This window comes from Streptomyces sp. NPDC050418, from assembly GCF_044458745.1.
GTDB lineage: Bacteria > Actinomycetota > Actinomycetes > Streptomycetales > Streptomycetaceae > Streptomyces.
The window spans coordinates 1-24,690 of the sequence record NZ_JBITIG010000015.1 but is presented as its reverse complement, the minus strand read 5'-3'; the positions used below and the strand labels follow the sequence as shown (position 1 = coordinate 24,690).

At 69.8% G+C, this 24,690-nt stretch carries 22 protein-coding genes; 9 read left to right on the top strand and 13 right to left on the bottom strand.

Translation table 11 applies throughout. The features are described from left to right. Window positions 1–98 precede the first annotated feature (98 nt). Together ACIBI4_RS30500 and ACIBI4_RS30495 are read left to right on the top strand one after the other, a co-directional pair. Window positions 99–1,829 carry a BCCT family transporter gene (locus ACIBI4_RS30500; protein ID WP_399207377.1) on the top strand — a complete coding sequence of 577 codons (1,731 nt, stop codon included), beginning with the start codon at window positions 99–101 and terminating at the stop codon, window positions 1,827–1,829. A gap of 2 nt (window positions 1,830–1,831) precedes the next feature. Next, window positions 1,832–2,116: a hypothetical protein gene (locus ACIBI4_RS30495; RefSeq protein WP_399207376.1), complete on the top strand. Its 285-nt coding sequence runs from the start codon at window positions 1,832–1,834 to the stop codon at window positions 2,114–2,116. Window positions 2,117–2,161: 45 nt separating this feature from the next. Here the strand turns inward: ACIBI4_RS30495 and ACIBI4_RS30490 are convergent, their stop codons facing one another. Continuing rightward, window positions 2,162–3,361 (bottom strand): PucR family transcriptional regulator, encoded by a 1,200-nt coding sequence (locus ACIBI4_RS30490; RefSeq protein WP_399207375.1) that lies wholly within the window; start codon window positions 3,359–3,361, stop codon window positions 2,162–2,164. A gap of 187 nt (window positions 3,362–3,548) precedes the next feature. Here ACIBI4_RS30490 and ACIBI4_RS30485 point away from each other — a divergent pair, with 187 nt between their 5' ends. Genes ACIBI4_RS30485 through ACIBI4_RS30465 form a run of 5 tightly spaced genes read left to right on the top strand, consistent with a single transcriptional unit; the run spans window position 3,549 to window position 8,445 of the window. Beyond that, window positions 3,549–4,358, top strand: a complete 810-nt coding sequence (locus ACIBI4_RS30485) for an ABC transporter ATP-binding protein (protein ID WP_399207374.1) — start codon at window positions 3,549–3,551, stop codon at window positions 4,356–4,358. Next, entirely contained in the window at window positions 4,355–5,179 is an 825-nt protein-coding gene (locus ACIBI4_RS30480) for an ABC transporter ATP-binding protein (protein ID WP_399207373.1), read from the top strand. The genes ACIBI4_RS30485 and ACIBI4_RS30480 overlap by 4 nt, the downstream gene beginning before the upstream one ends. Further along, window positions 5,176–6,066 (top strand): branched-chain amino acid ABC transporter permease, encoded by an 891-nt coding sequence (locus ACIBI4_RS30475; RefSeq protein WP_399207372.1) that lies wholly within the window; start codon window positions 5,176–5,178, stop codon window positions 6,064–6,066. The genes ACIBI4_RS30480 and ACIBI4_RS30475 overlap by 4 nt, the downstream gene beginning before the upstream one ends. Then, window positions 6,059–7,183, top strand: coding sequence for a branched-chain amino acid ABC transporter permease (locus tag ACIBI4_RS30470; RefSeq protein ID WP_399207371.1), 1,125 nt, complete (start codon window positions 6,059–6,061; stop codon window positions 7,181–7,183). The genes ACIBI4_RS30475 and ACIBI4_RS30470 overlap by 8 nt, the downstream gene beginning before the upstream one ends. Continuing rightward, the gene (locus ACIBI4_RS30465; RefSeq protein ID WP_399207369.1) at window positions 7,180–8,445 is read left to right on the top strand and encodes an ABC transporter substrate-binding protein; all 1,266 of its coding nucleotides are present in this window, start codon (window positions 7,180–7,182) and stop codon (window positions 8,443–8,445) included. Before ACIBI4_RS30470 ends, ACIBI4_RS30465 begins: the two co-directional genes overlap by 4 nt. A 60-nt stretch (window positions 8,446–8,505) precedes the next feature. On the opposite strand, the gene pssA is transcribed toward ACIBI4_RS30465, so the two are convergent. From pssA to ACIBI4_RS30420, 9 genes are all read right to left on the bottom strand, one after another. Beyond that, window positions 8,506–9,285, bottom strand: a complete 780-nt coding sequence (gene pssA, locus ACIBI4_RS30460; RefSeq protein WP_399207581.1) for a CDP-diacylglycerol--serine O-phosphatidyltransferase — start codon at window positions 9,283–9,285, stop codon at window positions 8,506–8,508. A gap of 55 nt (window positions 9,286–9,340) precedes the next feature. Then, entirely contained in the window at window positions 9,341–9,997 is a 657-nt protein-coding gene (locus tag ACIBI4_RS30455; RefSeq protein ID WP_399207368.1) for a phosphatidylserine decarboxylase, read from the bottom strand. Between the two features lie 169 nt (window positions 9,998–10,166). Beyond that, on the bottom strand, window positions 10,167–11,372 hold the full coding sequence (locus ACIBI4_RS30450; RefSeq protein ID WP_399207367.1) for an acyl-CoA dehydrogenase family protein: 1,206 nt from the start codon (window positions 11,370–11,372) through the stop codon (window positions 10,167–10,169). Window positions 11,373–11,374: 2 nt separating this feature from the next. Beyond that, the gene (locus ACIBI4_RS30445; protein ID WP_399207366.1) at window positions 11,375–11,884 is read right to left on the bottom strand and encodes a MaoC family dehydratase; all 510 of its coding nucleotides are present in this window, start codon (window positions 11,882–11,884) and stop codon (window positions 11,375–11,377) included. Between the two features lie 6 nt (window positions 11,885–11,890). Continuing rightward, entirely contained in the window at window positions 11,891–12,853 is a 963-nt protein-coding gene (locus tag ACIBI4_RS30440; protein WP_399207365.1) for an HpcH/HpaI aldolase/citrate lyase family protein, read from the bottom strand. After that, window positions 12,850–14,865 carry a protein meaA gene (locus ACIBI4_RS30435; RefSeq protein ID WP_399207364.1) on the bottom strand — a complete coding sequence of 672 codons (2,016 nt, stop codon included), beginning with the start codon at window positions 14,863–14,865 and terminating at the stop codon, window positions 12,850–12,852. The genes ACIBI4_RS30440 and ACIBI4_RS30435 overlap by 4 nt, the downstream gene beginning before the upstream one ends. An 89-nt stretch (window positions 14,866–14,954) precedes the next feature. Next, a complete protein-coding gene (gene ccrA, locus ACIBI4_RS30430; protein ID WP_399207363.1) occupies window positions 14,955–16,292 on the bottom strand; it encodes a crotonyl-CoA carboxylase/reductase in 1,338 nt (445 codons plus the stop codon). 434 nt (window positions 16,293–16,726) lie between these two features. Next, entirely contained in the window at window positions 16,727–17,578 is an 852-nt protein-coding gene (locus ACIBI4_RS30425; protein WP_399207580.1) for a TetR family transcriptional regulator, read from the bottom strand. A 73-nt stretch (window positions 17,579–17,651) separates the two neighbouring features. Next, entirely contained in the window at window positions 17,652–19,442 is a 1,791-nt protein-coding gene (locus ACIBI4_RS30420) for a 3-hydroxyacyl-CoA dehydrogenase family protein (RefSeq protein ID WP_399207362.1), read from the bottom strand. A gap of 378 nt (window positions 19,443–19,820) precedes the next feature. Between ACIBI4_RS30420 and ACIBI4_RS30415 the strand changes: the two genes are divergently transcribed. Continuing rightward, a complete protein-coding gene (locus ACIBI4_RS30415; RefSeq protein WP_399207361.1) occupies window positions 19,821–20,402 on the top strand; it encodes a HEAT repeat domain-containing protein in 582 nt (193 codons plus the stop codon). Between the two features lie 29 nt (window positions 20,403–20,431). On the opposite strand, the gene ACIBI4_RS30410 is transcribed toward ACIBI4_RS30415, so the two are convergent. The 3 genes from ACIBI4_RS30410 to ACIBI4_RS30400 form a co-directional block, all read right to left on the bottom strand. Next, window positions 20,432–20,950 (bottom strand): GNAT family N-acetyltransferase, encoded by a 519-nt coding sequence (locus ACIBI4_RS30410; RefSeq protein WP_399207359.1) that lies wholly within the window; start codon window positions 20,948–20,950, stop codon window positions 20,432–20,434. A 110-nt stretch (window positions 20,951–21,060) separates the two neighbouring features. Further along, entirely contained in the window at window positions 21,061–22,650 is a 1,590-nt protein-coding gene (locus tag ACIBI4_RS30405; protein ID WP_399207358.1) for an alpha/beta hydrolase, read from the bottom strand. Window positions 22,651–22,793: 143 nt separating this feature from the next. After that, window positions 22,794–23,843, bottom strand: coding sequence for an Rv2578c family radical SAM protein (locus tag ACIBI4_RS30400; RefSeq protein ID WP_399207357.1), 1,050 nt, complete (start codon window positions 23,841–23,843; stop codon window positions 22,794–22,796). 130 nt (window positions 23,844–23,973) lie between these two features. Between ACIBI4_RS30400 and ACIBI4_RS30395 the strand changes: the two genes are divergently transcribed. After that, on the top strand, window positions 23,974–24,399 hold the full coding sequence (locus ACIBI4_RS30395) for a hypothetical protein (RefSeq protein ID WP_399207356.1): 426 nt from the start codon (window positions 23,974–23,976) through the stop codon (window positions 24,397–24,399). The last annotated feature ends 291 nt before the right edge of the window (window positions 24,400–24,690 follow it).

Here is a 24,690-nt window from a genome sequence, read left to right as displayed (position 1 = left end):
CTTAACCGGAGCAGGGCCTCCCTGCCCATGGCCGCCCGGACGCCGAGACGGCGTGCCCAGGCGAAAAACCGGTCTATTTCCGACCATAGTGGGGCGTCATGAGCACGGAAACGATCGATCAAAGTGGCCCCGAGGACCCACCCGGCCCGCCCGGACGCGGCGAACCGCCGGCCGGTGAGGGCGGCGACGCCCAGGCGCGCGAGCCCGATTTCACCGTTGTCGGGATCGGCGTCGCGGTCGTCGCCGGGGTCGTGGCCTGGGCCGCGATCGGCAAGAAATCCTTCGAGAGCGCCTCGTCGACCGCACTGGCCTGGGTCCTGGAGAACTTCGCCTGGCTGTTCGTGATCGCCGCGGACGTCTTCCTGGTGCTCTGCGTCGTGATCGCGGTCAGCCGCTTCGGCCGGATCCGGCTCGGCAAGGACGACTCCGAACCCGAGTTCACGAACCTCGCGTGGATCGCGATGATGTTCAGCGCCGGCATGGGCATCGGCCTGATGTTCTACGGGGTCGGCGAACCGCTGCAGCACTACCTCAGCCCGCCGCCGGCCATGGCGGGGGTCGAGCCGCGGACGCCCGCCGCGGCGGGCACCGCGCTGCAGTACTCGTTCTTCCACTGGACGTTCACCCCGTGGGCGATCTACGGCATCGCGGGCCTCGCGCTCGCCTACGCGGGCTTCCGCAAAGGCCGCGGCAACCGGCTCAGCTCCGTCTTCGTCCCGCTGATCGGCGCGCGGCGCGCGGAGGGCTGGCCGGGCCGCCTCATCGACCTGCTCGCGGTCTTCGCGACGGTCTTCGGCACCGCGACGAGCCTCGGCGTCGGCACCCTCCAGGTCTCCAAGGGCCTCAACCTGACCACGGGCCTCGAGGACTCCACGACCGTCGAGGTGATCATCATCGTCGCGCTCGGCGCGGCCTTCGTCGGCTCCGCGTTCTCGGGGCTGCACAAGGGCGTCAAATGGCTCTCGACGCTCAACATCGTGCTCGCCGCCTGCCTGATGACCTTCGTCTTCGTCATCGGCCCGACCGTCTTCATCCTCGACGCGATCCCCGCGGGCGTCGGCAACTACCTGATCGGCCTGGTCCCCATGGCCACCCGCACCGGAGCCTTCACCGACGGCTCCTGGCTGGGCAGCTGGACCATCTTCTACTGGGCCTGGTGGCTGTCCTGGGCGCCGTTCGTCGGCACGTTCATCGCCCGGATCTCGCGCGGCCGCACGATCCGTGAGTTCCTCATCGGCGTCCTGCTCGTGCCGAGCGCGGCGACCGTCGTCTGGTTCTGCGTCATGGGCGGCACGGGCATCCGGCTCGACGAGACCGGCAAGGCCGACATGGCGGCGGAGATTGCCGAAGGGCCCGAGGCCGCGCTGTTCGCGATGCTCGACGCGTTGCCGCTCGGCGTGGTCACCTCGTGGATCGCGATGCTGCTCGTGATGACGTACTTCGTCACCAGCGCCGACTCCGCCTCCCTCGTCATGGGCTCGCTCACCAGCCGCGGCGCCCTGCACCCCAGGACATGGCTCGTGGTCACATGGGGCGTGCTCATGGCGGCGGTCGCGGCCGTGCTCCTGGTCGCCGGCGGTCTGACCTCGCTGCAGAGCGCGACGATCCTTGTCGCCCTGCCCTTCGTCGTCGTGATGCTGGCGCTGTGCTGGGCCCTGCTCAAGGAGCTCCGCGAGGATCCGGGCGCGGGACCGGCCCGCCACCACGCCCTGCACGGACTGCGCGACGCCGTGAAGGCGATGGTGGGCGACGCCATCACGGAGCAGTCACCCACCCGCCACCACCGGCTGCGCAGGGCCGTGAAGTCCCGCAGCCAGGAAGAGGACTGACCATGGGCGTACGAAGGCGGGGCGCCGTGGCCGCCGCGGTGGTCTCGGCCCTGGCCCTGGCCGGCGAGGCCGGCGCGCTGCCGCGGTGCGAACCGCTGGTCAGGACGGGCGGCGGACCGCTGGTCACGACGGGTGACGGACCGCTGGTCGCGACCGGGGACGAACCGGTGATCAAGACCGGCGACATCGACCTCCTCGAGGACGTCCTCGAACACATCAGCGTGCCGTTCGGCGAGGGCAGTGGTGCGCCGCACCAGGTGTACGGGCAGGAGGCGCAGGAGCGCTGAGCCGGAAGCAGGGGGTGGGCCGACGGTTGGCCCACCCCCCACCGCTCACCCCGCCAGTCGGTGCGCGTCCAGCGCCAGCGTCATCTCCGTCAGATCCCGCGGCCGCGACAGATCCCGCCCCGTCAGCTGCTCAAGGCGCCGCAGCCGGTTGAACACCGTGTTGCGGTGGCAGTACAGCCGTCCGGCCGCGCGCCCGGCCGACCCCTCGCACTCCAGCCACGCGTCCAGCGTCTCCAGGAGCACCGCGCGGTCCGCGGGATCGAGCGACATCAGCGGCCCGAACACCCCCTGCACCAGGCGTCCCGCCAGCTCCGGCTGCCCCACCACCAGCGCGGTCGGCACCCGCCGGTCGAGGCGGACGATCTCCGTCGAGTCCGGCGCACAGGTCCGCAGCGCCAGCTCGGCCAGCCGCCGCGCCCGCCCCAGCTCCGCGAGCCCGCCGACGACGGGGGAGATCCCGCCCGGCCCCGTACACCCCGCTTCGAGCAGACCGGACAGCGCGTCGAGGCCCACCGACGCCTCGAGCGCCGCGACGCCCAGTTCGCAGTCCGCGCGCATCCGCCACACGAACCGCACCCCCGTCGCCCGGATCAGCCGGTGCAGCGGCTCACTGCTGTCGCGCCGGTCGAGCGGCAGCACCACCACCGCGTACCGCCCCTGCTCCGGCAGATCCAGACCGGCCGCCGCGCGGGAGGTGAGCTCCGGGGCGTTCTGGCCGTCGAGCAGCGCGTCGAGGAGCGCCTGGAGCCGCTCGTCGGTGCGCCGGCGCAGTTCCAGCTCCGTGGCGCGGTACGCCTCCGAGAGCGTGTCCTCCTGGTCGTTGACCGCCGACCACACCATCGACGCGGCCTGCATCAGGACCGGCAGCCGCTCTTGCCGCCCGCCGCCCTGCGCCTCGGTGAGCAGCTCGTCCCACACCAGGCGGCCGCCCTGCCGGTACGCGTGCACGAGCAGGTTCAGCGGCAGCCCCTGCTGCGCGCTGCGCCGTCCCATCCACGCCGCGTGCTCCAGATCGCGGCGCGGTGTGTGCTTGGGCGCGCAGATCGACTCGATCCCGATCCGCATCGCCGCCTCGGCCTGCTGCCAGTGCTGCTCGTACGGGATGACGTGCTCGTACGTCGGTGAGTGCGCATCCAGCTGACGGAGGTGTTCGTCGACGAGATCCGGCACCCGTACGAGCAGTGCGCCGCAGGCGTCGGCGAGCACCTTCCAGTCCTGCTTCGTGCGAGGTCCGTGAGCCCCCATGAGCGGTGAGGATGCCAGCTCGGCGACCGGTCGGATAGGCCCCTGACACGGGGCGTTGTGCTGCAGCACAACGGCCGGGCGCCTCGTCTGGTCACGGGCAACGTTTCGTTACTGCGCCGTAGACGTACCGACTGGTCGGTGCTGATTCTGTGCCATCCCACCCGGACCTGTGCCCGAAAGGGGAGTCATGCAAGGTGCCGCACTCACGGTGCGCGACCTGTCGGCGTCCTACGGACCCGTACGAGCGCTGCGCTCGGTGTCGATCGAGGTGCCCGAGGGCAGCGTGGTCACGGTGCTCGGCGGCAACGGCGCGGGCAAGTCGACGCTGCTGCGCGCCATTTCCCGCACCCTCGCCTTCCACGGCGGCTCCGCCACCGGGACCGTGCACCTCGACGGCAAGCCGGTGCACGGCGCCGGCGCCGACCGCATCGTCACCGCGGGCGTCTGCCAAGTGCCCGAAGGGCGGCAGGTGTTCGCGCGGATGACGGTCGAGGACAATCTGCGTGCCGGAGCCCTCGGCGCCCGCGGCGACCGCACCGCGAAGGCGGCCGCGCTGCGCCGGGTGCACGAGCTGTTCCCGGTGCTCGCCGAACGTGCCCACCAGCGCGCCGGGCTGCTGTCCGGCGGCGAGCAGCAGATGCTCGCGGTCGGCCGCGCCCTGATGGCGGGTCCGCGGCTGCTGCTGCTCGACGAGCCCTCCCTGGGCCTGGCCCCGCTGATGGCCGCGCGGATCGCGGACACCATCCGCGAGATCAACTCCCAGGGCGTCTCGGTCCTGTTGGTCGAGCAGAACGCGGCCCTCGCGCTCAAGCTCGCGGCCACCGCCTACGTCCTCGAAGTCGGCGAGGTCACCCTCTCCGGCAACGCCGACACCCTCGCCGCCTCCGACGAGGTGCGCCGCCGCTATCTCGGCGTCGTGGACGAGGACGCCGCGGCCGACGCCTCGCGGGCCGCCACCGAACACCCGGTCCTCACACGCTGGGAGGAGGACCGATGAACGCGTCCGCAGCTCTCGCCCACGAGGTCCCCGCCCTCGAAGTCGACTCGCTCACCGTCAGGTTCGCGGGCCTCACCGCACTCGACGCGGTCGACTTCACCGTGGCCCCCGGCACCGTGCACGCCGTCATCGGACCCAACGGCGCCGGAAAGTCCACCTGCTTCAACGTCCTCTCGGGTGTCTACCGTGCAACCTCCGGCACCGTCCGCTTCGGCGACCACGACCTGACCGGGGAACCACCGCACCGCATCGCCGCCCGCGGAATCGCCCGCACCTTCCAGAACCTGGCCCTGCCGCCGCGCGCCACGGTCGCCGACTCCCTGCTCCTCGGCCGCCACCGCCTCACCCGCTCCGGCTTCGTCTCCGCGGGCCTGCGGCTGCCGTCGGCCGTACGTGAGGAGCGCAGACACCGCGAACGGGTCCGGGAGATCGCCGCGTTCGTCGGCATCGAGGAGCACCTGGCCAAGCCCGCGGGCTCACTGCCGTACGGCCTGCAGAAACTCGCCGAACTCGCCCGCGCGCTCTGCATGGAGCCACGGCTGCTGCTCCTGGACGAGCCCGTGGCCGGCATGACCGCCGACGAACGCCGTCGTACAGCCGCCGTGATCGCGGGCGTCCGCGACAGCCTCGGCATCTCGATCGTCCTCGTGGAGCACGACATGGGCATGGTGATGCGGCTCGCCGACTCGGTGACCGTCCTCGACTTCGGCCGCCGTATCGCCGACGGCACCCCCGCCGCCGTACAGAACGATCCGGCCGTCGTACGCGCCTACCTGGGCGAGAGCGACGAGAACGGCCGCAGCGGAGAGGACGCCTCATGACCACCTTCGTCGAACTCCTGCTCAACGGCGTCTCGATGGGCTCCGTCTACGCCCTGATCGCCCTCGGCTTCGTGGTGATCTTCAAGGCCACCGAAGTGGTCAACTTCGCGCACGCCTCGCTGCTTCTCGCGGGCGGCTACGTCACCGCGGTCCTCCACGACGACATCGGCTTCTGGCCCGCGCTGCTCGTCGGCATCGCGGGCGCGGCGCTGGTCGGCGCGGGCATCGAGTACCTCGTGATGCGCCGCTACCGGGGCTCCGACCAGAGCGTTCTCGCCATCGCCACCATCGGCGTCGACATCCTGCTCGTCACCGACCTGACCCGGCGCATCGGCACCGACGTCCTCGCGGTCGGCGACCCCTGGGGCGACGCGGTCCTGGAGATCGGATCGCTGACCATCGCCCACACCCGGATCGCCGCGTTCCTCGCCGCCGGACTCCTCATCACCGCGTTCCTGCTCGCCTTCCGCTACACCTCGTGGGGCGTGGCGATGCGCGCGGCCGCCGAGAACGCCGAGACCGCGGCCCTGATGGGCATCCGCCTGGGCCGGGTCTCGCTCGGGGCGTGGGCCGTCGCGGGCGGGCTCGCCGCTGTCGCCGCGCTGTTCCTGACCGTCTTCCCGACCCCCGGCCTGGAACGCGCCACCTCGCTCGCCGCGATGAAGGCCTTCCCGGCGGCGATCCTCGGCGGCCTCGACTCCACCACCGGCGCGCTCGTCGGCGGGCTGATCGTCGGCGTCACCGAGTCGCTCGCCACCGGCTACCAGAGCGATCTCACCTTCATGGGCCGCGGCCTCGGCGAACTCGCGCCCTATCTGGTGATGGTCGCGATCCTCCTCGTCCGCCCCGCAGGCCTGTTCGGTACGAAGGAGCTCGCCCGTGTCTGACGTCCTCACCAAAACGGCCGCGACGACACCGGCCCCGGCACGGAAACTGCCGGGCCCGCGCGTGTACGCCTGGATCGCGGGCCTCGTACTCCTGCTCGCCCTGCCGTTCTACCTGGAGCGGTTCTGGCTGCAGGCGGGCCTGTTCGCGATGGCCGCCGCGATCGGCGCGATCGGCCTCAACCTGCTGACCGGGGCCACCGGCCAGCTCTCCATGGGCCATGCCTTCTTCCTCGCCGTGGGCGCGTACGGCTACTGCGCCTTCGCCGGGAACGGCGACGACGACCTGACCGGACTGGGCCTGCCGACCTGGCTCGCGGCCCTGTTCGCGGTGGCGCTCGCGGGTGTCGCGGGCGGCGTGTTCAGCCCGATCGCGGGCCGGCTGCGCGGCGCGTACCTGGGCATCGCGACCCTCGCGCTGATCTTCATCGGCCAGCATGTGCTCTTCAACGCGCACGACCTGACCGGCGGCTTCAACGGCCGCGACGTCCCGCCGCTGAGCCTTTTCGGCCTCACCTTCGACGACAGCGAGATGGTCGTCGCGGCCGTGCCCTTCGGCACCTCCGAGAAGCTCTGGTACCTGGGCATCGCGCTGCTCGTCGCGGGTGGTCTGTTCGCCCGCGGGGTGCTGCGCGGGCGGCCGGGGCGCGCCATGAACGCGATCCGCGACCACCAGATCGCCGCCGGCGTCATGGGCGTCCCGGTCGCCCGCTACCGCGCCGCCGTCTTCGTCCTCTCCTCGATGTACGCGGGCCTCGCGGGCGTCCTGCTCGCTCTGGTCTTCCAGCGCACCGTGCCCGAGTACTTCGGCATGGTCCTCTCGCTCGAATACCTCGCCATGATCGTGATCGGCGGTCTCGGCTCGGTCTCGGGCGCCGTCGTGGGCGCCGTGTTCGTCTCGCTGCTGCCCCAGATCCTCACCCGCTACAGCGACTCGCTGCCCCTGGTCTCCGAGGCCGGGACCGGCGGGGTCAGCCCCGGTGAGGCCGCGAAGTACCTGTACGGCGCGGCCCTCGTGGCCGTCGTCCTGTTCCTGCCGGGCGGTCTCGTACGCCTCTTCGCCCGGCGCCCGAAGTCCAGTGCACCGAAACCCTCAGGCACCGAAGGGAACGACCGATGACACCAGCACGTGCGAACAGCAGGAAGGTCACGGCCGCGGCGATAGCGGCGGTCCTGGCGATGGCGGGAGCGGCAGGCTGCAGCTCCAAGGCCAAGGACGGCGACTCCGGCAAGGAGGGCGCGGGCGGGGTCAAGACCGACGTGGGCGTCACGGACAAGACCATCAAGCTCGGTGCGCTGACCGATATGACCGGTGTGTACGCCACCCTGGGCAAGAGCGTCACCCAGGCACAGCAGCTCTATGTGAAGCAGGTCAACGCGGACGGCGGCATTTGTGGTCGCAAACTGGAGCTGACCGTTCGGGACCACGGATACGACTCCCAGAAGGCCATCTCGGGCTATACGGAGCTGGAACCGGACGTGCTCGGCTTCGCCCAGTTCATCGGCTCGCCGTACGTCGCAGCCGTCAAGCAGCGCATCGACAAGGACAAGGCCCTGGTGATGCCGCAGGCGTGGTCGGCGTCCCTGCTCGGCAGCGACTACATCCGCGTCCTCGGCTCCACGTACGACATCGAGACGATCAACGCGATCGACTTCCTGATGAAGGAGAAGGGCCTCAAGAAGGGCGACAAGCTCGGCCATGTCTACTTCGAGGGCGACTACGGCGAGAACGCGCTCGCGGGCTCGAAGTACATGGCGGAGCAGAACGGCCTGACCGTCGTCGAGCAGAAGATCAAGCCGACGGACAACGACATGACCGCGCAGGTCGCCGCGCTGAAGAAGGCGGGCGTCAAGGCGATCGTGATCAGCGCGGGTCCGCGGCAGGCGGCCTCGCTGGTCGGGGTCGCGGCGGCCACCGGTCTGACCGTCCCGATCATCGGCAACAACTCCGCGTACGCCCCGCAGCTCCTCGGCACGCAGGCCGCGCCCGCGCTGGAGAAGATGTACTTCATCTCGACCCCCGCCCTGCCCATCGGCGCCGACGCCGAGGGCCCGAGCAAGCTCGCCGCGGACTACGCGAAGGCCTATCCGAAGGACTCCCTGGACAACGGCGTGGTCGCCGGCTGGACCGCGGCGATGACGATGGGGGAGGCACTGAAGAAGGCCTGCGAGGCGAAGGACCTGACGCGCGAGGGCGTCGACAAGGCGCTCCTGGGCATCAAGGACTGGGACGCGGGCTTCGGCATCCACGACTTCACGGACCCGAACGCCCCGTCGTCCCTGGACAGCGTCATCATCAAGCCGGACAAGGCGGCGAAGGGCGGTTCGTCGGTGGTCCGCGAGGCGGAGACATCCGAGGCGGCGAAGTCCTTCAAGCGGTAGTCACCCCACGCGAAGGGGCCCTCACCGAAACCGGTGAGGGCCCCTTCGTACGCGTACAGGCTAGGGAAGCTGGGCCGCCCGGGCCTCCCGCCGGTTGCCGCGGAAGTTGTTCACGCGGCGAGCCGTCGCGAACAGCGGAATGACCGCTCCGAGCACCAGCTGCAGCGCACAGCCCGTCTGCAGCAGCAGCTGACCGCCGGGAGCGTCGAACGCCCACGCGGCCAGCAGACCCATGCTCAGGACGATCCACGACAGCATCGCCACCGCGAGGCGCCCCCGCGGCTTCGGGTACTCGACCCGCGAGACCATCAGCCACGCCGTACCGATGATCGCGAGCAGCGTCGCCACGAAGGGCAGCTCGAGCAGCACGATCGACACGACGGTCAGCGCACCGAAGGGCGAGGGCATGCCCTGGAACATGCCGTCCTTCATGGTCACGCACGAGAATCTGGCCAGCCGCAGGACCACAGCCAGCAGCACCACCACACCGCCGACCGCCGCGACCCGCTGGTTCGCCCCGTCCCCGACCATGCCGTAGACGAGCACGAAGTAGGCCGGCGCGAGCCCGAAGCTGATCAGGTCCGAGAGGTTGTCCAGCTCGGCGCCCATCGGCGACGAGCGCAGCTTGCGCGCCACGAGGCCGTCGAAGAGGTCGAAGACCGCCGCGCACAGCATGAGGATGACCGCGGTCGCGGCGCTGTTGCGCGCCATTCCCGCCTCGTCACCCATGAGGTGCGGGATCAGGATGCCGGTGGTGGTGAAGTACACCGCCATGAACCCGCACGTGGCGTTACCGAGCGTAAGGGTGTCCGCTATTGAGAGGCGGAGCGACAGAGGCATTTCCTCCTCGTCGTCCTCCTCGGCCTCGGGAACCCAGCCGGCCTGTGTATCAGGATCAACCACGGTCAATGCGAGTCACCCCAGCCACAGTCTTCTGCCCCACTTCGACATCCACCTCGACGCCCTCGGGCAGGTAGATGTCGACGCGCGAGCCGAAGCGGATCAGACCGATGCGCTCGCCCTGCTCGACCTTGGTGCCCTGCGGCACGTAGGGAACGATGCGACGGGCGACCGCACCCGCGATCTGAACCATCTCGATGTCGCCGAGCTCGGTGTCGAAGTGCCAGACAACGCGCTCGTTGTTCTCGCTCTCCTTGTTGAACGCGGGGACGAACCCACCGGGGATGTGCTCGACCGACGTCACCGTGCCCGCGAGAGGAGCGCGGTTGACGTGCACGTTCAGCGGGCTCATGAAGATCGCGACGCGGGTGCGTCCGTCCTTCCACGGCATGATGCTCTGCACCACACCGTCGGCGGGGGAGATGACCCGGCCCTGGGCGATCTCGCGCTCGGGGTCGCGGAAGAACCACAGCATGCCCGCCGCCAGGGCGGTGGCGGGTACGGCGACGGCCTTCGCGACGCCGGAACGGCGCGAGCGGGCGAGGCTGAGAGCTGCGGTGGCGACGGTCGGCAGAAGCCACGGCGACGCTCCGCGAGCAAGGCGTACGCCACGGCGGCTGTCGCTTGGTGCAGAGTTCTGGCTGTGGGGCATGGATGACCTTCGTAGCGGATGATGCCGCGCGGTGACGGGGGACGGCGGCTTTCCCGGGATGGTAGCGGTTGCGCACCGCAACTGGGCAAGCCAGGAAGCCGAGTCGGAGGCCGAAGAGCGCTCACTGGGTGTGATCTTCGCCCTTGACGAATCGCCCGATGCCGGACATTCAGCCCTGAACTCGATATTCCTCGAGCAGCCTGCGACCAATGATCATTTTCTGGATCTCGGCGGTACCTTCACCGATCAGCAGCATCGGGGCCTCGCGGTAGAGGCGCTCGATCTCGTACTCCTTCGAGAAGCCGTAGCCACCGTGGATACGGAACGCGTCCTCCACCACCTCCTTGCAGTACTCGGAGGCGAGGTACTTCGCCATCCCTGCTTCGAGGTCGTTTCGCTCCCCTGTGTCCTTTTTGCGTGCTGCATTCACCATCATCGCATGCGCGGCTTCGACCTTGGTGGCCATCTCGGCCAGCTTGAACTGAATCGCCTGGTGGTGGGCGATCGGCTTGCCGAAGGTGTGGCGCTGCTGTGCGTAGGAGACGCCGAGTTCGAAGGCACGCTGAGCGACGCCGCAGCCACGCGCTGCGACATTCACGCGGCCGACCTCGACACCGTCCATCATTTGGTAAAAACCTCGGCCCGTCTCGCCACCCAAGACGCGATTGGCCGGAATTCGCAGGTCCTGCATGACGAGTTCGGTGGTGTCGACCCCCTTGTAACCCATCTTGTCGATCTTGCCGGGAATGGTCAGACCCGGTCGGACCTCGCCGAATCCCGGCTCCTTTTCGATCAAGAAGGTCGTCATCGACTTGTGGGCCGGCGAACCCTCGGGGTGTCCTTCGTCACTTCGCACCAGAACGGCGACCAAAGTTGACGTTCCGCCGTTCGTCAACCACATCTTCTGGCCGTTCAGGACGTATTCATCGCCGTCCTTGACCGCCTTCGACGTGATCGCCGACACATCGGAGCCGAGACCGGGCTCCGACATCGAGAACGCGCCCCGGATGTCGCCGGCCGCCATCCGCGGCAGGAAGTGGTCCTTCTGCTCCTGCGTGCCGTGCTGCTTGAGCATGTACGCCACGATGAAGTGCGTGTTGATGATCCCGGACACGGACATCCAGCCGCGCGCGATCTCCTCCACGCACAGCGCGTACGTGAGCAGCGACTCGCCCAGACCCCCGTACTCCTCGGGGATCATCAGGCCGAACAGGCCCAACTCCTTGAGTCCGTCGACGATGTCCTGGGGGTACTCGTCGCGGTGCTCAAGCTCCGTTGCGACCGGAATGATCTCCTTGTCCACGAAGTCCCGGACGGTGGAGAGGATTTCCTGCTGGATCTCGGTGAGACCGTGGGTCTGGGCGAGGCGGCTCATGACTAGTTCTTCTCCTGAAGCTCCGGGCGGCCGGGCTGCTCGCCGCCGCGCTCCTTGATGTACGTCTCGGTGGGGACCATGACCTTGCGGCGGAAGATGCAGACGAGCGTGCCGTCCTGCTTGTAGCCCTTCGTCTCCACGTAGACGATGCCGCGGTCGTTCTTCGACTTCGACGGCGTCTTGTCGAGGACGGTCGTCTCGCCGTAGATGGTGTCGCCGTGGAACGTCGGCGCCACGTGCCGCAGCGACTCGATCTCCAGGTTGGCGATGGCCTTGCCGGACACGTCCGGCACGCTCATGCCGAGGAGCAGCGAGTAGATGTAGTTGCCCACGACGACGTTCTTGCCGAAGTCGGTCGTCTTCTCCGCATAGTTCGTGTCCATGTGGAGCGGGTGGTGGTTCATGGTGAGCAGACAGAAGAGGTGGTCGTCGTACTCGGTGACCGTCTTTCCGGGCCAGTGCTTGTAGACGGCGCCGATCTCGAACTCTTCGTAGGTGCGGCCGAACTGCATGGTGTCTTACGCCTCCGGGGCCTCGAACTTCGACGTGCGCTGCATGCCGGCCGCACGTCCCTTCCCGGAGATGACAAGCGCCATCTTCCGGCTGGCCTCGTCGATCATCTCGTCGCCGAGCATCGCCGAGCCCTTCTTGCCGCCCGCCTCGGACGTGTAGTACTCGTACGCGTCCAGGATCAGCTCGGCGTGGTCGAAGTCCTCCTGCGACGGCGAGAAGATCTCGTTCGACGCCTCGACCTGACCGGGGTGCAGCACCCACTTGCCGTCGAAACCGAGCGCGGCGGCGCGGCCCGCGACCTCGCGGTAGCCGTCCACGTTGCGGATCTGCAGGTAGGGGCCGTCGATCGCCTGGAGGTCGTTGGCGCGGGCGGCCATCAGGATCTTCATCAGGATGTAGTGGTACGCGTCGGCGTCGTAGCCGGGCGGCTGCTCACCGACGACCAGGGACTTCATGTTGATGGAGGCCATGAAGTCGGCCGGGCCGAAGATGATCGTCTCGACACGGGGCGAGGCCTCGGCGATCGCGTTCACGTTGTTGAGACCGCGCGCGTTCTCGATCTGCGCCTCGATGCCGATCTTGCCGACCTCGAAGCCCATGGTCTTCTCGATCTGCGTGAGCAGCAGGTCGAGCGAGACGATCTGCTCGGCCGTCTGGACCTTCGGCAGCATGATGCAGTCGAGGTTCTGGCCGGCGCCCTCGACGACGGTCACGACATCGCGGTACGTCCACTCGGTGGTCCAGTCGTTGACGCGCACCACGCGCGTCTTGCCGGTCCAGTCACCCTCGTTCAGGAACTTCACGATGGTGTGCCGTGCCTCGGGCTTGGCGAGCGGCGCGCAGGCGTCCTCCAGGTCGAGGAAGACCTGGTCCGCCGGGAGGCCCTGGGCCTTCTCCAGGAAGCGGGGGTTGCTCCCGGGCACCGCAAGACAGGAACGGCGCGGACGGAGACGGTTCACCTTGGTCATGCGGGGACCTCCAGAGGGTCGAGCTGGTTCGCTTGCCGGATCTCGTCGACGATACGGCCGATGATCTCCGTGATACCGAAGTCCTTCGGGGTGAAGACGGCGGCCACTCCGGCCGCCTTCAACTGCTCGGCGTCGGCGCTCGGGATGATGCCGCCGACGATGACGGGCACCTCTGTCGCCCCTGCCTGACGCATACGGGCGAGCACGTCCGGCACCAGCTCCGCGTGCGAGCCGGACAGGATCGACAGACCGACGCAGTGCACATCCTCCGCGAGCGCCGCCGAGACGATCTGCTCGGGGGTGAGGCGGATGCCCTGGTAGATCACCTCGAAGCCGGCGTCGCGGGCGCGGACGGCGATCTGCTCGGCGCCGTTGGAGTGCCCGTCCAGGCCGGGCTTGCCGACCAGGAGGCGGAGCTTGCCGCCGAGTTCGTCGCCGGTGCGGCGCACCTTCTCGCGGACGAGGGCAAGAGGGGAGCCCTCCTCCGCGGTGACCGCGACCGGCGCCGATGAGACGCCCGTGGGGGCGCGGAACTCGCCGAACACCTCGCGCAGCGCCTCGGACCACTCGCCGGTCGTGACGCCCGCACGGACGCACTCCAGCGTGGCCTCCATGAGGTTCTCCGTGCCCGCGGCCGCCTCCTTGAGGCGATCCAGCGCCTGCCCAGTGGTCGGGTAGTGGAACGGATCGCCCATGCCCTGACGGTCGCTGGACTCCTCACGGGTGGTGCGCCAGTCGCCGATGGCCCGCACGACCTTCGACTCCACGGCGTGGTCCACCGTCATGATCGCGGTGTCCAGGTCCGCGGTGAGCGGGTTGGGCTCGGTGGTCTCGTAGATGTTGACGCCGACGATCTTCTCGTCGCCGCCCTCGATCCGCGCCCGCCGCTCGGCGTGCGAGGAGACCAGCTGCGACTTGAGGTAGCCGGACTCGACGGCCGCCATCGCGCCGCCCATCTCCTGGATCCGCTCGATCTCCGCGAGGGACTCGGCGACCAGCTCGTCGACCTTCTTCTCGATGACGTGCGAGCCGGCGAAGATGTCCTCGTACTCGAGCAGATCGCTCTCGTGCGCCAGGACCTGCTGGATCCGCAGCGACCACTGCTGGTCCCACGGACGCGGCAGACCCAGCGCCTCGTTCCACGCCGGGAGCTGGACGGCGCGGGCGCGGGCGTCCTTGGAGAGGGTGACGGCCAGCATTTCGAGCACGATCCGCTGGACGTTGTTCTCCGGCTGCGCCTCCGTCAGGCCCAGGGAGTTGACCTGGACCCCGTAGCGGAAGCGCCGCTGCTTGGCGTTCTCGATGCCGTACCGCTCGCGCGTGATCTGGTCCCAGATCCGCCCGAACGCCCGCATCTTGCACATCTCCTCGATGAAGCGGACACCCGCGTTCACAAAGAAGGAGATACGGGCGACGACATCCCCGAACTTGTCCTCGGGGACCTGCCCTGCGTCGCGTACGGCATCGAGAACGGCGATGGCGGTGGACATCGCGTACGCGATCTCCTGGACCGGTGTGGCCCCCGCCTCCTGGAGGTGGTAGCTGCAGATGTTGATCGGGTTCCACTTGGGGATGTGGGACACCGTGTAGGCGATCATGTCCGTCGTCAGGCGGAGCGACGGGCCGGGCGGGAAGACGTGCGTCCCGCGCGACAGGTACTCCTTGACGATGTCGTTCTGCGTCGTGCCCTGCAACTGGGCGATGTCCGCGCCCTGTTCCTCGGCGACCACCTGGTAGAGCGCGAGCAGCCACATGGCCGTCGCATTGATGGTCATCGAGGTGTTCATCTGCTCCAGGGGGATGTCCTGGAACAGCTTGCGCATGTCACCGAGGTGCGAGACCGGGACGCCGACCCGGCCGACCTCGCCGCGGGCCAGGATGTGGTCCGGGTCGTAGCCGGTCTGGGTCGGCAGGTCGAAGGCGACCGACAGACCCGTCTGGCCCTTGGCGAGGTTGCGGCGGTAGAGCGCGTTCGACGCCTCGGCCGTGGAGTGGCCGGCGTACGTGCGCATCAGCCACGGCCTGTCCTTCTGCCGGGGACGCTGCGTCGGCTCCTTCGGCTCCCGAAGCCCGTCCCGAAGCCCTTCCTGGCCCGCGCCCATCAGACGTTCCGGAAGCGGTTGATGGCGTCGAGGTGCTTGGCGCGCATCTCCTCGTCCCGCACGCCGAGGCCTTCCTGCGGCGCGAGCGCGAGCACGCCGACCTTGCCCTGGTGCAGGTTGCGGTGCACGTCGTACGCGGCCTGCCCGGTCTCCTCCAGCGTGTACGTCTTGGAGAGCGTCGGGTGGATCTTGCCCTTGGCGATCAGGCGGTTGGCCTCCCACGCCTCGCGGTAGTTGGCGAAGTGCGAGCCGATGATGCGCTTCAGGGACATCCACAGGTAGCGGTTGTCGTACTCGTGCATGTAGCCCGAGGTCGAGGCGCAGGTGGTGATCGTGCCGCCCTTGCGCGTGACGTAGACGGAGGCGCCGAAGGTCTCGCGGCCCGGGTGCTCGAAGACGATGTCGATGTCCTCGCCGCCGGTGAACTCGCGGATGCGCTTGCCGAAGCGCTTCCACTCGCGCGGGTCCTGGGTCTGCTCGTCCTTCCAGAACCTGTAGCCCTCGGCGTTGCGGTCGATGATCGCCTCGGCGCCCATCTTCCGGCAGATCTCCGCCTTCTGGTCGCTGGAGACGACACAGATCGGGTTGGCGCCGCCGGCCAGCGCGAACTGCGTGGCGTACGAGCCGAGTCCACCGCTCGCGCCCCAGATCAGGACGTTGTCGCCCTGCTTCATACCGGCGCCGTTGCGGGACACCAGCTGGCGGTACGCGGTGGAGTTGACCAGACCGGGAGCGGCGGCCTCCTCCCAGCTCAGGTGGTCCGGCTTCGGCATCAGCTGGTTGGACTTGACGAGCGCGATCTCGGCGAGGCCGCCGAAGTTGGTCTCGAAGCCCCAGATGCGCTGCTCGGGGTCGAGCATCGTGTCGTTGTGCCCGTCGCTGGACTCCAGCTCGACGCTGAGGCAGTGCGCGACGACCTCGTCGCCGGGCTTCCAGGCGTTGACGCCCGGGCCGGTGCGCAGGACGACACCCGCCAGGTCGGAGCCGATGACGTGGTACGGCAGGTCATGGCGCTTGGTGAGCTCCGAGAGCTTGCCGTAGCGCTCCAGGAAGTTGAACGTGGAGAGCGGCTCGAAGATCGACGTCCACACGGAGTTGTAGTTCACCGAGCTGGCCATCACGGCCACCAGGGCCTCGCCCGGGCCGAGTTCGGGCACGGCGACCTCGTCGAGGTGCAGCGACTTGCGCGGGTCCTTCTCGCGGGACTCCAGGCCGGCGAACATGTCGGCCTCGTCCTTGTGCACGGTGATCGCGCGGTACGAGTCGGGGATCTGCAGCGCGGCGAAGTCGGCCGAGGTGGTGTCCGGCGACTGGATCGCGTCCAGGATTTCCTTCACGGTGTTGCCTCCGGCGAAAGCGGTACGTCGGGGTGAGGGTGGTGTGAGGAACTGCGGTGGTGCCGTCGGTTCGGCGGAGACTGCGGTGGCCTTCGCGTGGGAGGGCCGAGTGCGGTGCTGTGGCGGCGCGTTGTGTGCGCGGGAGGTGCCGAGGGTGTGCCTGTGACGCAGGCGTCCGGGCGCTCAAGAGGCTTGAGGGGACAGCCGGCGCACGAGGGTTCTCTGCGCGCCGGCCGCCCGGACTGATTTCAAGTTATGGCACCGCGTGCCAACCGGCAAGACACCGAGTGCCAACATTTTCTCTCAGGTGTCATCGGGGTGGTTCACATGAGCGATGATCGATCAAATAGCGCGACCAAACCGCCTCTGACCTGCGGAAACGCAAAGGCGGCCACCTCTCAACGGAGGTGGCCGCCTAGTGAATGTGGCGTACGTTACTTGCCAGTACCAGGGCCATTCAGTGGCCGCAGCGCCTGCTCGATGGTCCGCATGACCTCGTCCAGCGGCGCGTCCGTGCGTGCCACGGTCACCAGGACCTCGCCCTCGGTGCGGGCCGTCGCGGCGGGCGCCTGGGGCCTGCCGTCCGCCGGCGAGCGGCCGGCCAGGATGCCCGTGCCGAAGGTGCGCCGGACGATCGCGAACGCGTGGTCCAGCTGGCCCTCCAGATCGCCGTGGCCGGCGGCCCGCAGCCAGCGCCGCAGAACGTGATTGTGCGCGGTGACCACCGCGGAGGCCGCCACCTCGGCGAGCAGCGGGTCGTCGCTGCCGTCGTGGTGCGCCTGCTCGTCGAAGTGGCCGAGCAGATAGCGCGTGAACAGCCGCTCGTAGCGGGCCACCGACGCGATCTCGCGCTCGCGCAGCGTCGGCACCTCACGCGTGAGGCGGTAGCGCTCCACGGAGACGCCCGGCGACGACGCGTACATCTTCATGACTTCCTTGATCCCGCGGCACACCGTGTCCAGCGGGTTCTCGTGCGGCGGCGCGGCGTTCAGCACCGCCTCCGCACGGATCAGGGTGTCGTCGTGGTCCGGGAAGATCGCCTCTTCCTTGGAGCGGAAGTGGCGGAAGAAGGTGCGGCGCGCGACACCGGCGCGCGCCGCGATCTCGTCGACGGTGGTCGCCTCGTACCCTTTGGCCGCGAACAGCTCCATCGCCGCGGCCGCCAGCTCCCTGCGCATCTTGAGCCGCTGGGCGGCGGCGCGACTGCCCGCGGCACTTTCCGGAGCGTCGGCGGCAGCGGATCTGGGGGCGTTGGCGGCACTGGGCATGGACCGAACGTACTGCATGGACTCGGTGTGCTGCTCCGCCGAGGGAGGGCCGATCGCCGGATCGAGCAGCCCTCCCCAGTCGGCCGTGGCCTCAGCGCCTGGCATATTCGCGGAAGCCGCGCCCGGTCTTACGGCCGAGGCAGCCCGCGGCGACGAGGTGCTCCAGGAGCGGGGCGGGGGCCAGACCCGGGTCGCGGAACTCACGGTGGAGCACCTGCTCGATCGCGAGCGAGACATCCAGGCCGACCACGTCGAGCAGCTCGAACGGGCCCATCGGGTAGCCGCCGCCGAGCTTCATCGCGGCGTCGATGTCGTCGAGGGTCGCGTAGTGCTCCTGGACCATCTTGATCGCGTTGTTCAGGTACGGGAAGAGCAGCGCGTTCACGATGAAGCCGGCCCGGTCGCCGCAGTCCACGGGGTGCTTGCGGATCTTCGTGCAGACCTCGCGGACCGTGGCGTGCACGTCGTCGGCGGTCAGGACCGTGCGCACGACCTCGACGAGCTTCATGGCCGGGGCCGGGTTGAAGAAGTGCATGCCGATCACGTCCTGCGGACGCGAGGTGGCACGGGCACAGGCGACCACGGGCAGTGAGGACGTGGTGGTGGCGAGCACCGCGCCCGGCTTGCAGACCTTGTCGAGCGTCGCGAACAGCTGCTGCTTGATCTCCAGGTCCTCGGCGACGGCCTCGACCGCCAGGTCGACCTCGGCGAAGGCGTCGTAGGAACCGGCCGGGGTGATCCGGGCGAGCGTCTCGTCGCGGGCCTCGGCGGTCATCCGGCCGCGGTCGACAGAGCGCGAAAGCGACTTGTTGATACGGGCCTTGGCGGTCTCGGCCTTCTCCTGGCTGCGTGCGGCGAGCACGACCGAGTAACCGGCCTTGGCGAAGACCTCGGCGATACCGGAGGCCATCGTCCCGGAGCCGGCGACGCCCACGGAGGCGACCGTGCGGCCCGCGGCGAGGGCGGCGTCGGCGAGCGGGGTCAGGGCGTCGCGCACGGTCTCGTCGCTGCCCGGCGCCGCGTAGGTGTAGAAGCCGCGGCCCGTCTTGCGGCCGGTCAGACCGGCCTCGCTGAGCTGCTTGAGGATCGGCGCCGGGGCGTGCAGCCGGTCGTGCGACTCGGCGTACATCGCGTCGAGGACGGTACGGGCGGTGTCGATGCCGATCAGGTCGAGCAGCTCGAGCGGGCCCATCGGCAGACCGCAGCCGAGCTTCATCGCGGCGTCGATGTCCTCGCGGCTGGCGTACTTGGCCTCGTACATCGCGGCGGCCTGGTTGAGGTAGCCGAAGAGCAGGCCGTCCGCGACGAAACCGGGCCGGTCGCCGACCGAGACCGGCTCCTTGCCGAGGTCGTGGGCGAGCGCGGTGACCGCGGCGACGGCCGCCGGGTCGGTCAGCACCGAGGAGACGACCTCGACCAGCTTCATGGCCGGCGCCGGGTTGAAGAAGTGCAGACCGAGGACGCGCTCGGGGCGGGTCGACTCGGCGGCGAGACGTGTCACCGACAGGGCGTTGGTGCCGGTGGCGAGGATCGCGTCGGGCCGGACGATCGTGTCGAGCTCACGGAAGAGACGGCTCTTGAGCTCGTACGACTCGGGGATCACCTCGATGACCAGATCGGCCTCGGCCGCGGCGGCCAGTTCGGTGAACGTACGGAAACGGGTGAGGAGTTCGGTGCGCTGCGCGTCCGTGATCCGCTCGCGCTGCACGGCGCGGGCGGTGGAGGCCTCCAGGGCGGCGACGGCCTGCACGGTCTGGGCCTCGCTGATGTCGATACCGATGACCTCGCGGCCGGCGCGGGCGAGCACCTCGGCGATACCGGTGCCCATGGTGCCGAGGCCGATGACGGCGATGGTGCTCAGGGTGGGTTCGGGACGGTCCATCGAGGACTCCAGGGAGGGTGAGTGACGACTGAGGAGGCGCACGCGGACGCCGAGGAGGCGTGGGGCGTACGGGAGTTGTGTCGTGGTGCCCGGCCGGCCGCGCGAGGGCGGGGGCCGGTGTGCCCCGGTCCGTGTGCACAACACGGACCGGTGAGATCCGACGGGCCCTGTCCCGGGGCCGCGTCGCGAACGATGAACCGAACCGACAAGCTCTCGCCGGCTGCGTCACCAGGCCGGCGGGAGTACATACGGGGTGTGACCCGCTCGTCTGAGCTTAACCGGCGAGTAACGAGCGCGCCAGCCCCCGAAGTTTGTGGCCTGCCTCACGCTGTGAGGGGAGCGGCGGACGGTGAGGAAGTGCTCGCTAGGGTGGCGGTCATGGACGAAGAGTGGCGGTCGGTGACGGAGCGCTTACGGCTCGAGGCCGGCGACGAAGAGGCGGGCACGTACGAGCGGCTGCGCGCGAGCAAGGACCATGACGCCCTCGCGCGCGTGCTGACCGAGCCGCAACGGCCGCTCTGGGCCCGTGAGTTCGCCGCGCTCCGGCTCGGCCGCGAGGGCGACGGGCGCTCCTTCGAGACCCTCGTCCTGCTTCTCAACCACCGCGACCCGGAGCGCTGCTCCGCCGCCGCACGCGTCCTGGCCCGCCTCGACGACCCCCGCACAGCCCGCGCGGCCGCCGCTCTCGCGACCAATGAACTCCGCGTCGCCTACGCCCTCCATCCGGTCCGTCTGCTCACCGAACTCCGCGCTCCGGAGTCGGCGCCCGCCCTCATCACGCTCCTCGAACGCCGCCTCGCCGCGCCCTCCGATCCGTACTGGCGCGTGGCGCTGGCCTGCGTCGAGGGCCTCGGCGCCCTCGCCGACGCCCGCGCGGTCCCGTCGCTGACAGCGGCCCGCGCCCATCCCCGGCTCGCCGCGGCGGCGACGGCCTCGCTGGCGCGGATGCCCGCTTCCTGAGCCGAGGGATCGCCGGGAAGGGGCAGGGGTCAGTCGAGCCGCCGCACATACCGCACCTCGGGCACGGACACCCCGTCCACATCGAACCCGGCGCTCGTGCCGTCGGCGCAAAAGCCCGCCCGTTCGTAGAAGCGGCGGGCGCGGGCGTTCTGTTCGAGCACCCACAGGGAGACCACGGGGGCGCCCGCGGCGCGGCAGCGGTCGAGCGCCTCGGTCATCAGGGCCCGCCCTGCGCCGGTGGCGATCTCCTCGGGCCGTACGTAGATCGCGAACACCTCGCGTGCGCCCTCGGCCAGGTCCTCGTCCCGCGCCGGTCCGAAGCCGGCGAAGCCGATCACCCGGCCCGCCCGCTCGACGACCAGGCGCACGAGCCGCGGCCGGTGCTCGCCCCACTGCTCACGGCGCGCGGACACGTCCTCCTCGACGCTCAGCGCGTCCAGATACTCCTGAGGCATCATGCCGCGGTACGCGAACTGCCAGCCGCGCACGCGGATCTCGGCCACGGCCTCGATGTCGTCGAAGCCCATCTCGCGGATGTGCAGGTCCATGCGCGCACCTTAGTCACCGGTGCGAGAGGGGTGGGGTGCTCCTCGGTCACCTTCCGTGGAGCACCCCACCCCGTCCCGCGTCACCTCATGTCACGACCGCGATCCGTGGGTCACGACCGGAATCCGAGCAGACCGTGCAGGGCCGCACCGCCTCCCGAGGACGGGGCGGCCTCGGCCGCCGACGGCTCGGGGTCCGGGAGCGCGGCGCACGTGGCGTCGACCTCACCGGAACCGCGCGGCACCTTGCCCGAGGCCAGGTAGTCCGCCAGGTACTTGTCGAGGCAGTCGTTGCCGCTCAGCGTGATGCCGTGGTTGCCGCCGCCCTCCTCGACCACCAGGCTCGACCGGTGCAGCTTGCGGTGGACGACCAGACCGCCCTCGTACGGCGTCGCCGCATCGTCCGTCGCCTGGAACAGCAGCACCGGCGGCAGCTTGGAGTTGGAGACGTCCGGCGGGCTCAGGGGCTTGGTGGGCCAGAACGCGCACGGCGCGTTGTACCACGCGTTGTTCCATGCCATGAACGGTGCCTTGTCGTGCGCCTTCCACATGTCGTGGCGCCACTGACCCCAGTCACGCGGCCACGAGGCATCGCGGCACTGCACGGCCGCGTACACCGAATAGCCGTTGTCCCCGGCCTTGTCGACCGCCGCGAAGTTCTCGTACGCCTCGATCAACAGAGCGTCGTCCTTGTCGTTCACGAACGCCGCGAACGCCTCGGCAAGGGTCGGCCAGTAGCCGTTGTAATACCCGCCGGGAAGGAAGGTGTCCTCGAGCTCGCCCGCGCCCACCTTCTTGCCGGCCGGCTTCTCGGCCAGCGCCTCCCGCATCGCATACCAGGCCGCCTCGACCTTCGCCGGGTCCTTGCCCAGCTTGTACGTGGCGTCATGCTTGGCGACCCATGCGGCGAACGCCTTGTGGCGGGAGTCGAACGCATAGTCCTGGTCGAGGTTGTCCTCGTACCAGACGCCCGTCGGATCCACGATCGAGTCGAGGACCGCGCGGCGCACCCGCTGCGGGTAGAGCTTCGCGTACACCGAGCCCAGGTAAGTGCCGTACGAATAACCGAAGTAGTTGATCTTGTTGGCGCCGAGTGCCTTGCGGATCGCGTCCATGTCGCGCACGGCGCTGACCGTGTCGATGTACTGCAGCAGCGAGCCGTACTTCTTGCCGCAGGCGTCCGCGAACGCCTTCGCCCGCTTGAGGTTCGCCCGCTCGACGCTGTGCGAGACCGGCACGGTGTCCGGCCGCACCGGGTCGAAGTGCCCCGGCCGGCAGTCGAGCGCGGGCTCGCTGCGGCCGACGCCGCGCGGATCGAAACCGATCACGTCATAGGTCGACGCGACCTTCTTCGGCAGCGATCCGGCCACGAACCCGGCCATCGACAGACCGCTGCCCCCGGGGCCGCCGGGGTTCACCAGCAGCGGACCCTGGTACGCCTTCTTGGACGAGGTGTGCGGCACCCGCGAGAGCGCCAGCGTGATCTTCTTGCCGCCCGGCTTCGCGTGGTTGAGCGGAACCTTCAGCGAGCCGCATTGCAGCGTCGGGTAGTTCTCGGTGGCGCAGTCCTTCCACTGGATCGTGCTGCTGCGCGCGGAGGGAGCCCGGTCGGCCCCCGGGGTGCCGGCCGCCGAGGGGACTGCGGTCAGCAGACCCCCCACCACGGCGGCGACACCACATAACGCGACGGTGCGTGTTCTCATCCGACCTCCCGGTGCGGAGGATCCGGACCGCGGTCGCGGCCCGGCTTCGGACTGTGCATGCCACAGCCCACGCCGCATCGTCCCGGAAACCGAACCCGGAAGGACAAATTCTGCTGTGTGTTGACCGAATCGAGGGGAAACGGTCAAAGGAGCGTGAGCTGAGTCGGCTCCGCGCCTAGTGGCTGGCTCGGCACCCGCGGCAGCGGCTGCACCGCCGGACGGTCGATCCGGCGCGCCGCACCGGACGACGAAGGCCCGATCCCGAACTCCCGCGCCAGCTCGTGCACATGACGGGTCACCCGCCGCTGGTACCACTTCGGCGCGTACGCCCCCTCCGCGTACATCCGCTCGTAGCGCTGTACGAGACCGGGGTGATGGTGCGCGAGCCAGGCCATGAACCACTCGCGGGCCCCCGGGCGCAGATGCAGCACGAGCGGGGTCACGGACGTGGCGCCGGAGGCGGCGATGGCGCGCACGGTCGCGCGCAGCTGCTCGGGCGAGTCGCCGAGGAACGGGATCACCGGCGCCATCAGGACACCGCACTCGATCCCGTGGCTCGTGAGCGTGCGCACGACGTCGAGGCGGCGCTCCGGCGACGGCGTGCCGGGCTCGATCGTGCGCCACAGCGCCTGGTCGGTGAACCCGACCGAGACGGAGATCCCCACCTCGGTCACCTCGGCGGCCTGCCGCAGCAGGTCCAGGTCGCGCAGGATCAGGGTGCCCTTGGTGAGGATCGAGAACGGGTTGGCGTAGTCGCGCAGGGCCTCGATGATCCCGGGCATGAGCCGGTAGCGGCCCTCGGCCCGCTGGTAGCAGTCGACGTTCGTGCCCATCGCGATGTGCTCGCCCTGCCAGCGGCGGTCGGCGAGCCTGCGGCGGAGCAGCTCGGGCGCGTTCACCTTCACGACGATCTGCGAGTCGAAGCCGAGCCCGGTGTCGAGGTCGAGATAGCTGTGCGTCTTGCGCGCGAAGCAATACACGCAAGCGTGTGAGCAGCCCCGGTACGGGTTCACGGTCCACTCGAAGGGCATCCGCGAGGCGCCCGGCACGCGGTTCACGATGGAGCGCGCCCGGATCTCGTGGAAGGTGATTCCGCGGAACTCCGGAGTGTCGAAAGTCCTGGTCGTCACGGCGTCCGCGCCGAACAGGGCCGCGTCCCGTGGGCGTTCATGGGTCAGGTTGTCCCAGCGCATGGAGCCTCCTCGGTTGCACTGCGAACAGAGAATAGAACACATGTTCCCTTGATCGTGCGACCCGGGCGAAGCGCGAGGTGCGCCGGTGTGTCGCGCGGGACGCGGTGCGGGCCGGCCGGACGCTGGCCCCATGACTCGATCAACTCGTCCGTGGGCCTGCGCGCTGGCCGCGGCGCTGCTGCTCCCGGCCGCCGGAGCCTCCCCGGTCGCGGCCACGAACGCCCGCGAGGAGGTCCGCGGTGTCGCCGGTACCTGGACCTCCCCGCGGGGCGGCGCCGACCGCGCGTACGAGCGCCGGATCACGTTCGAACGCGACGGCGGCTTCACGATGCAGGACCGCGTGGCGCCCTGCCCGCAGGACGTCCAGTGCGTCTGGTCCGGCATCGTCGACATGGCCGGGACGTACACGTACGAAGCGGGTGAGGTGGTGCTCGAATACGCGGTGGTCGGGGGCCGTGGTCTGGCAGAGCTGCCCGCGTCCCTGGAGCAGGCGGGTCCGTACCTGGTGCAGAAGCTGGACGGCGACAGCCGCGCCGTCTATGTCAAGGCCGGGTGACACCCGCGTACGGACCGCTCCGCTCGTCGCGACACAATGGGGTGGGGGGGGGGGGGGGGGGGGGGGGGCCCCCCCGCCCCGGGGGGGGGGGGGGGGGGGGGGGGCGGGGGGGGGGGGGGGGGGGGGGGGGGGGGGGGGGTTTGGGGTGTGGGGGGGGGGGGGTGGGGGGGTGGGGGGGGGGGGGGCGGGCCCCCCCGGGGCGCCGGGAGTCGGGGCCGCCCCGGATGCCACCGCGGCCGGACAGGCGCCGAGGCCGGTCGTCGACCCGGTGGCGAAGCCGGAGCGAGGCAG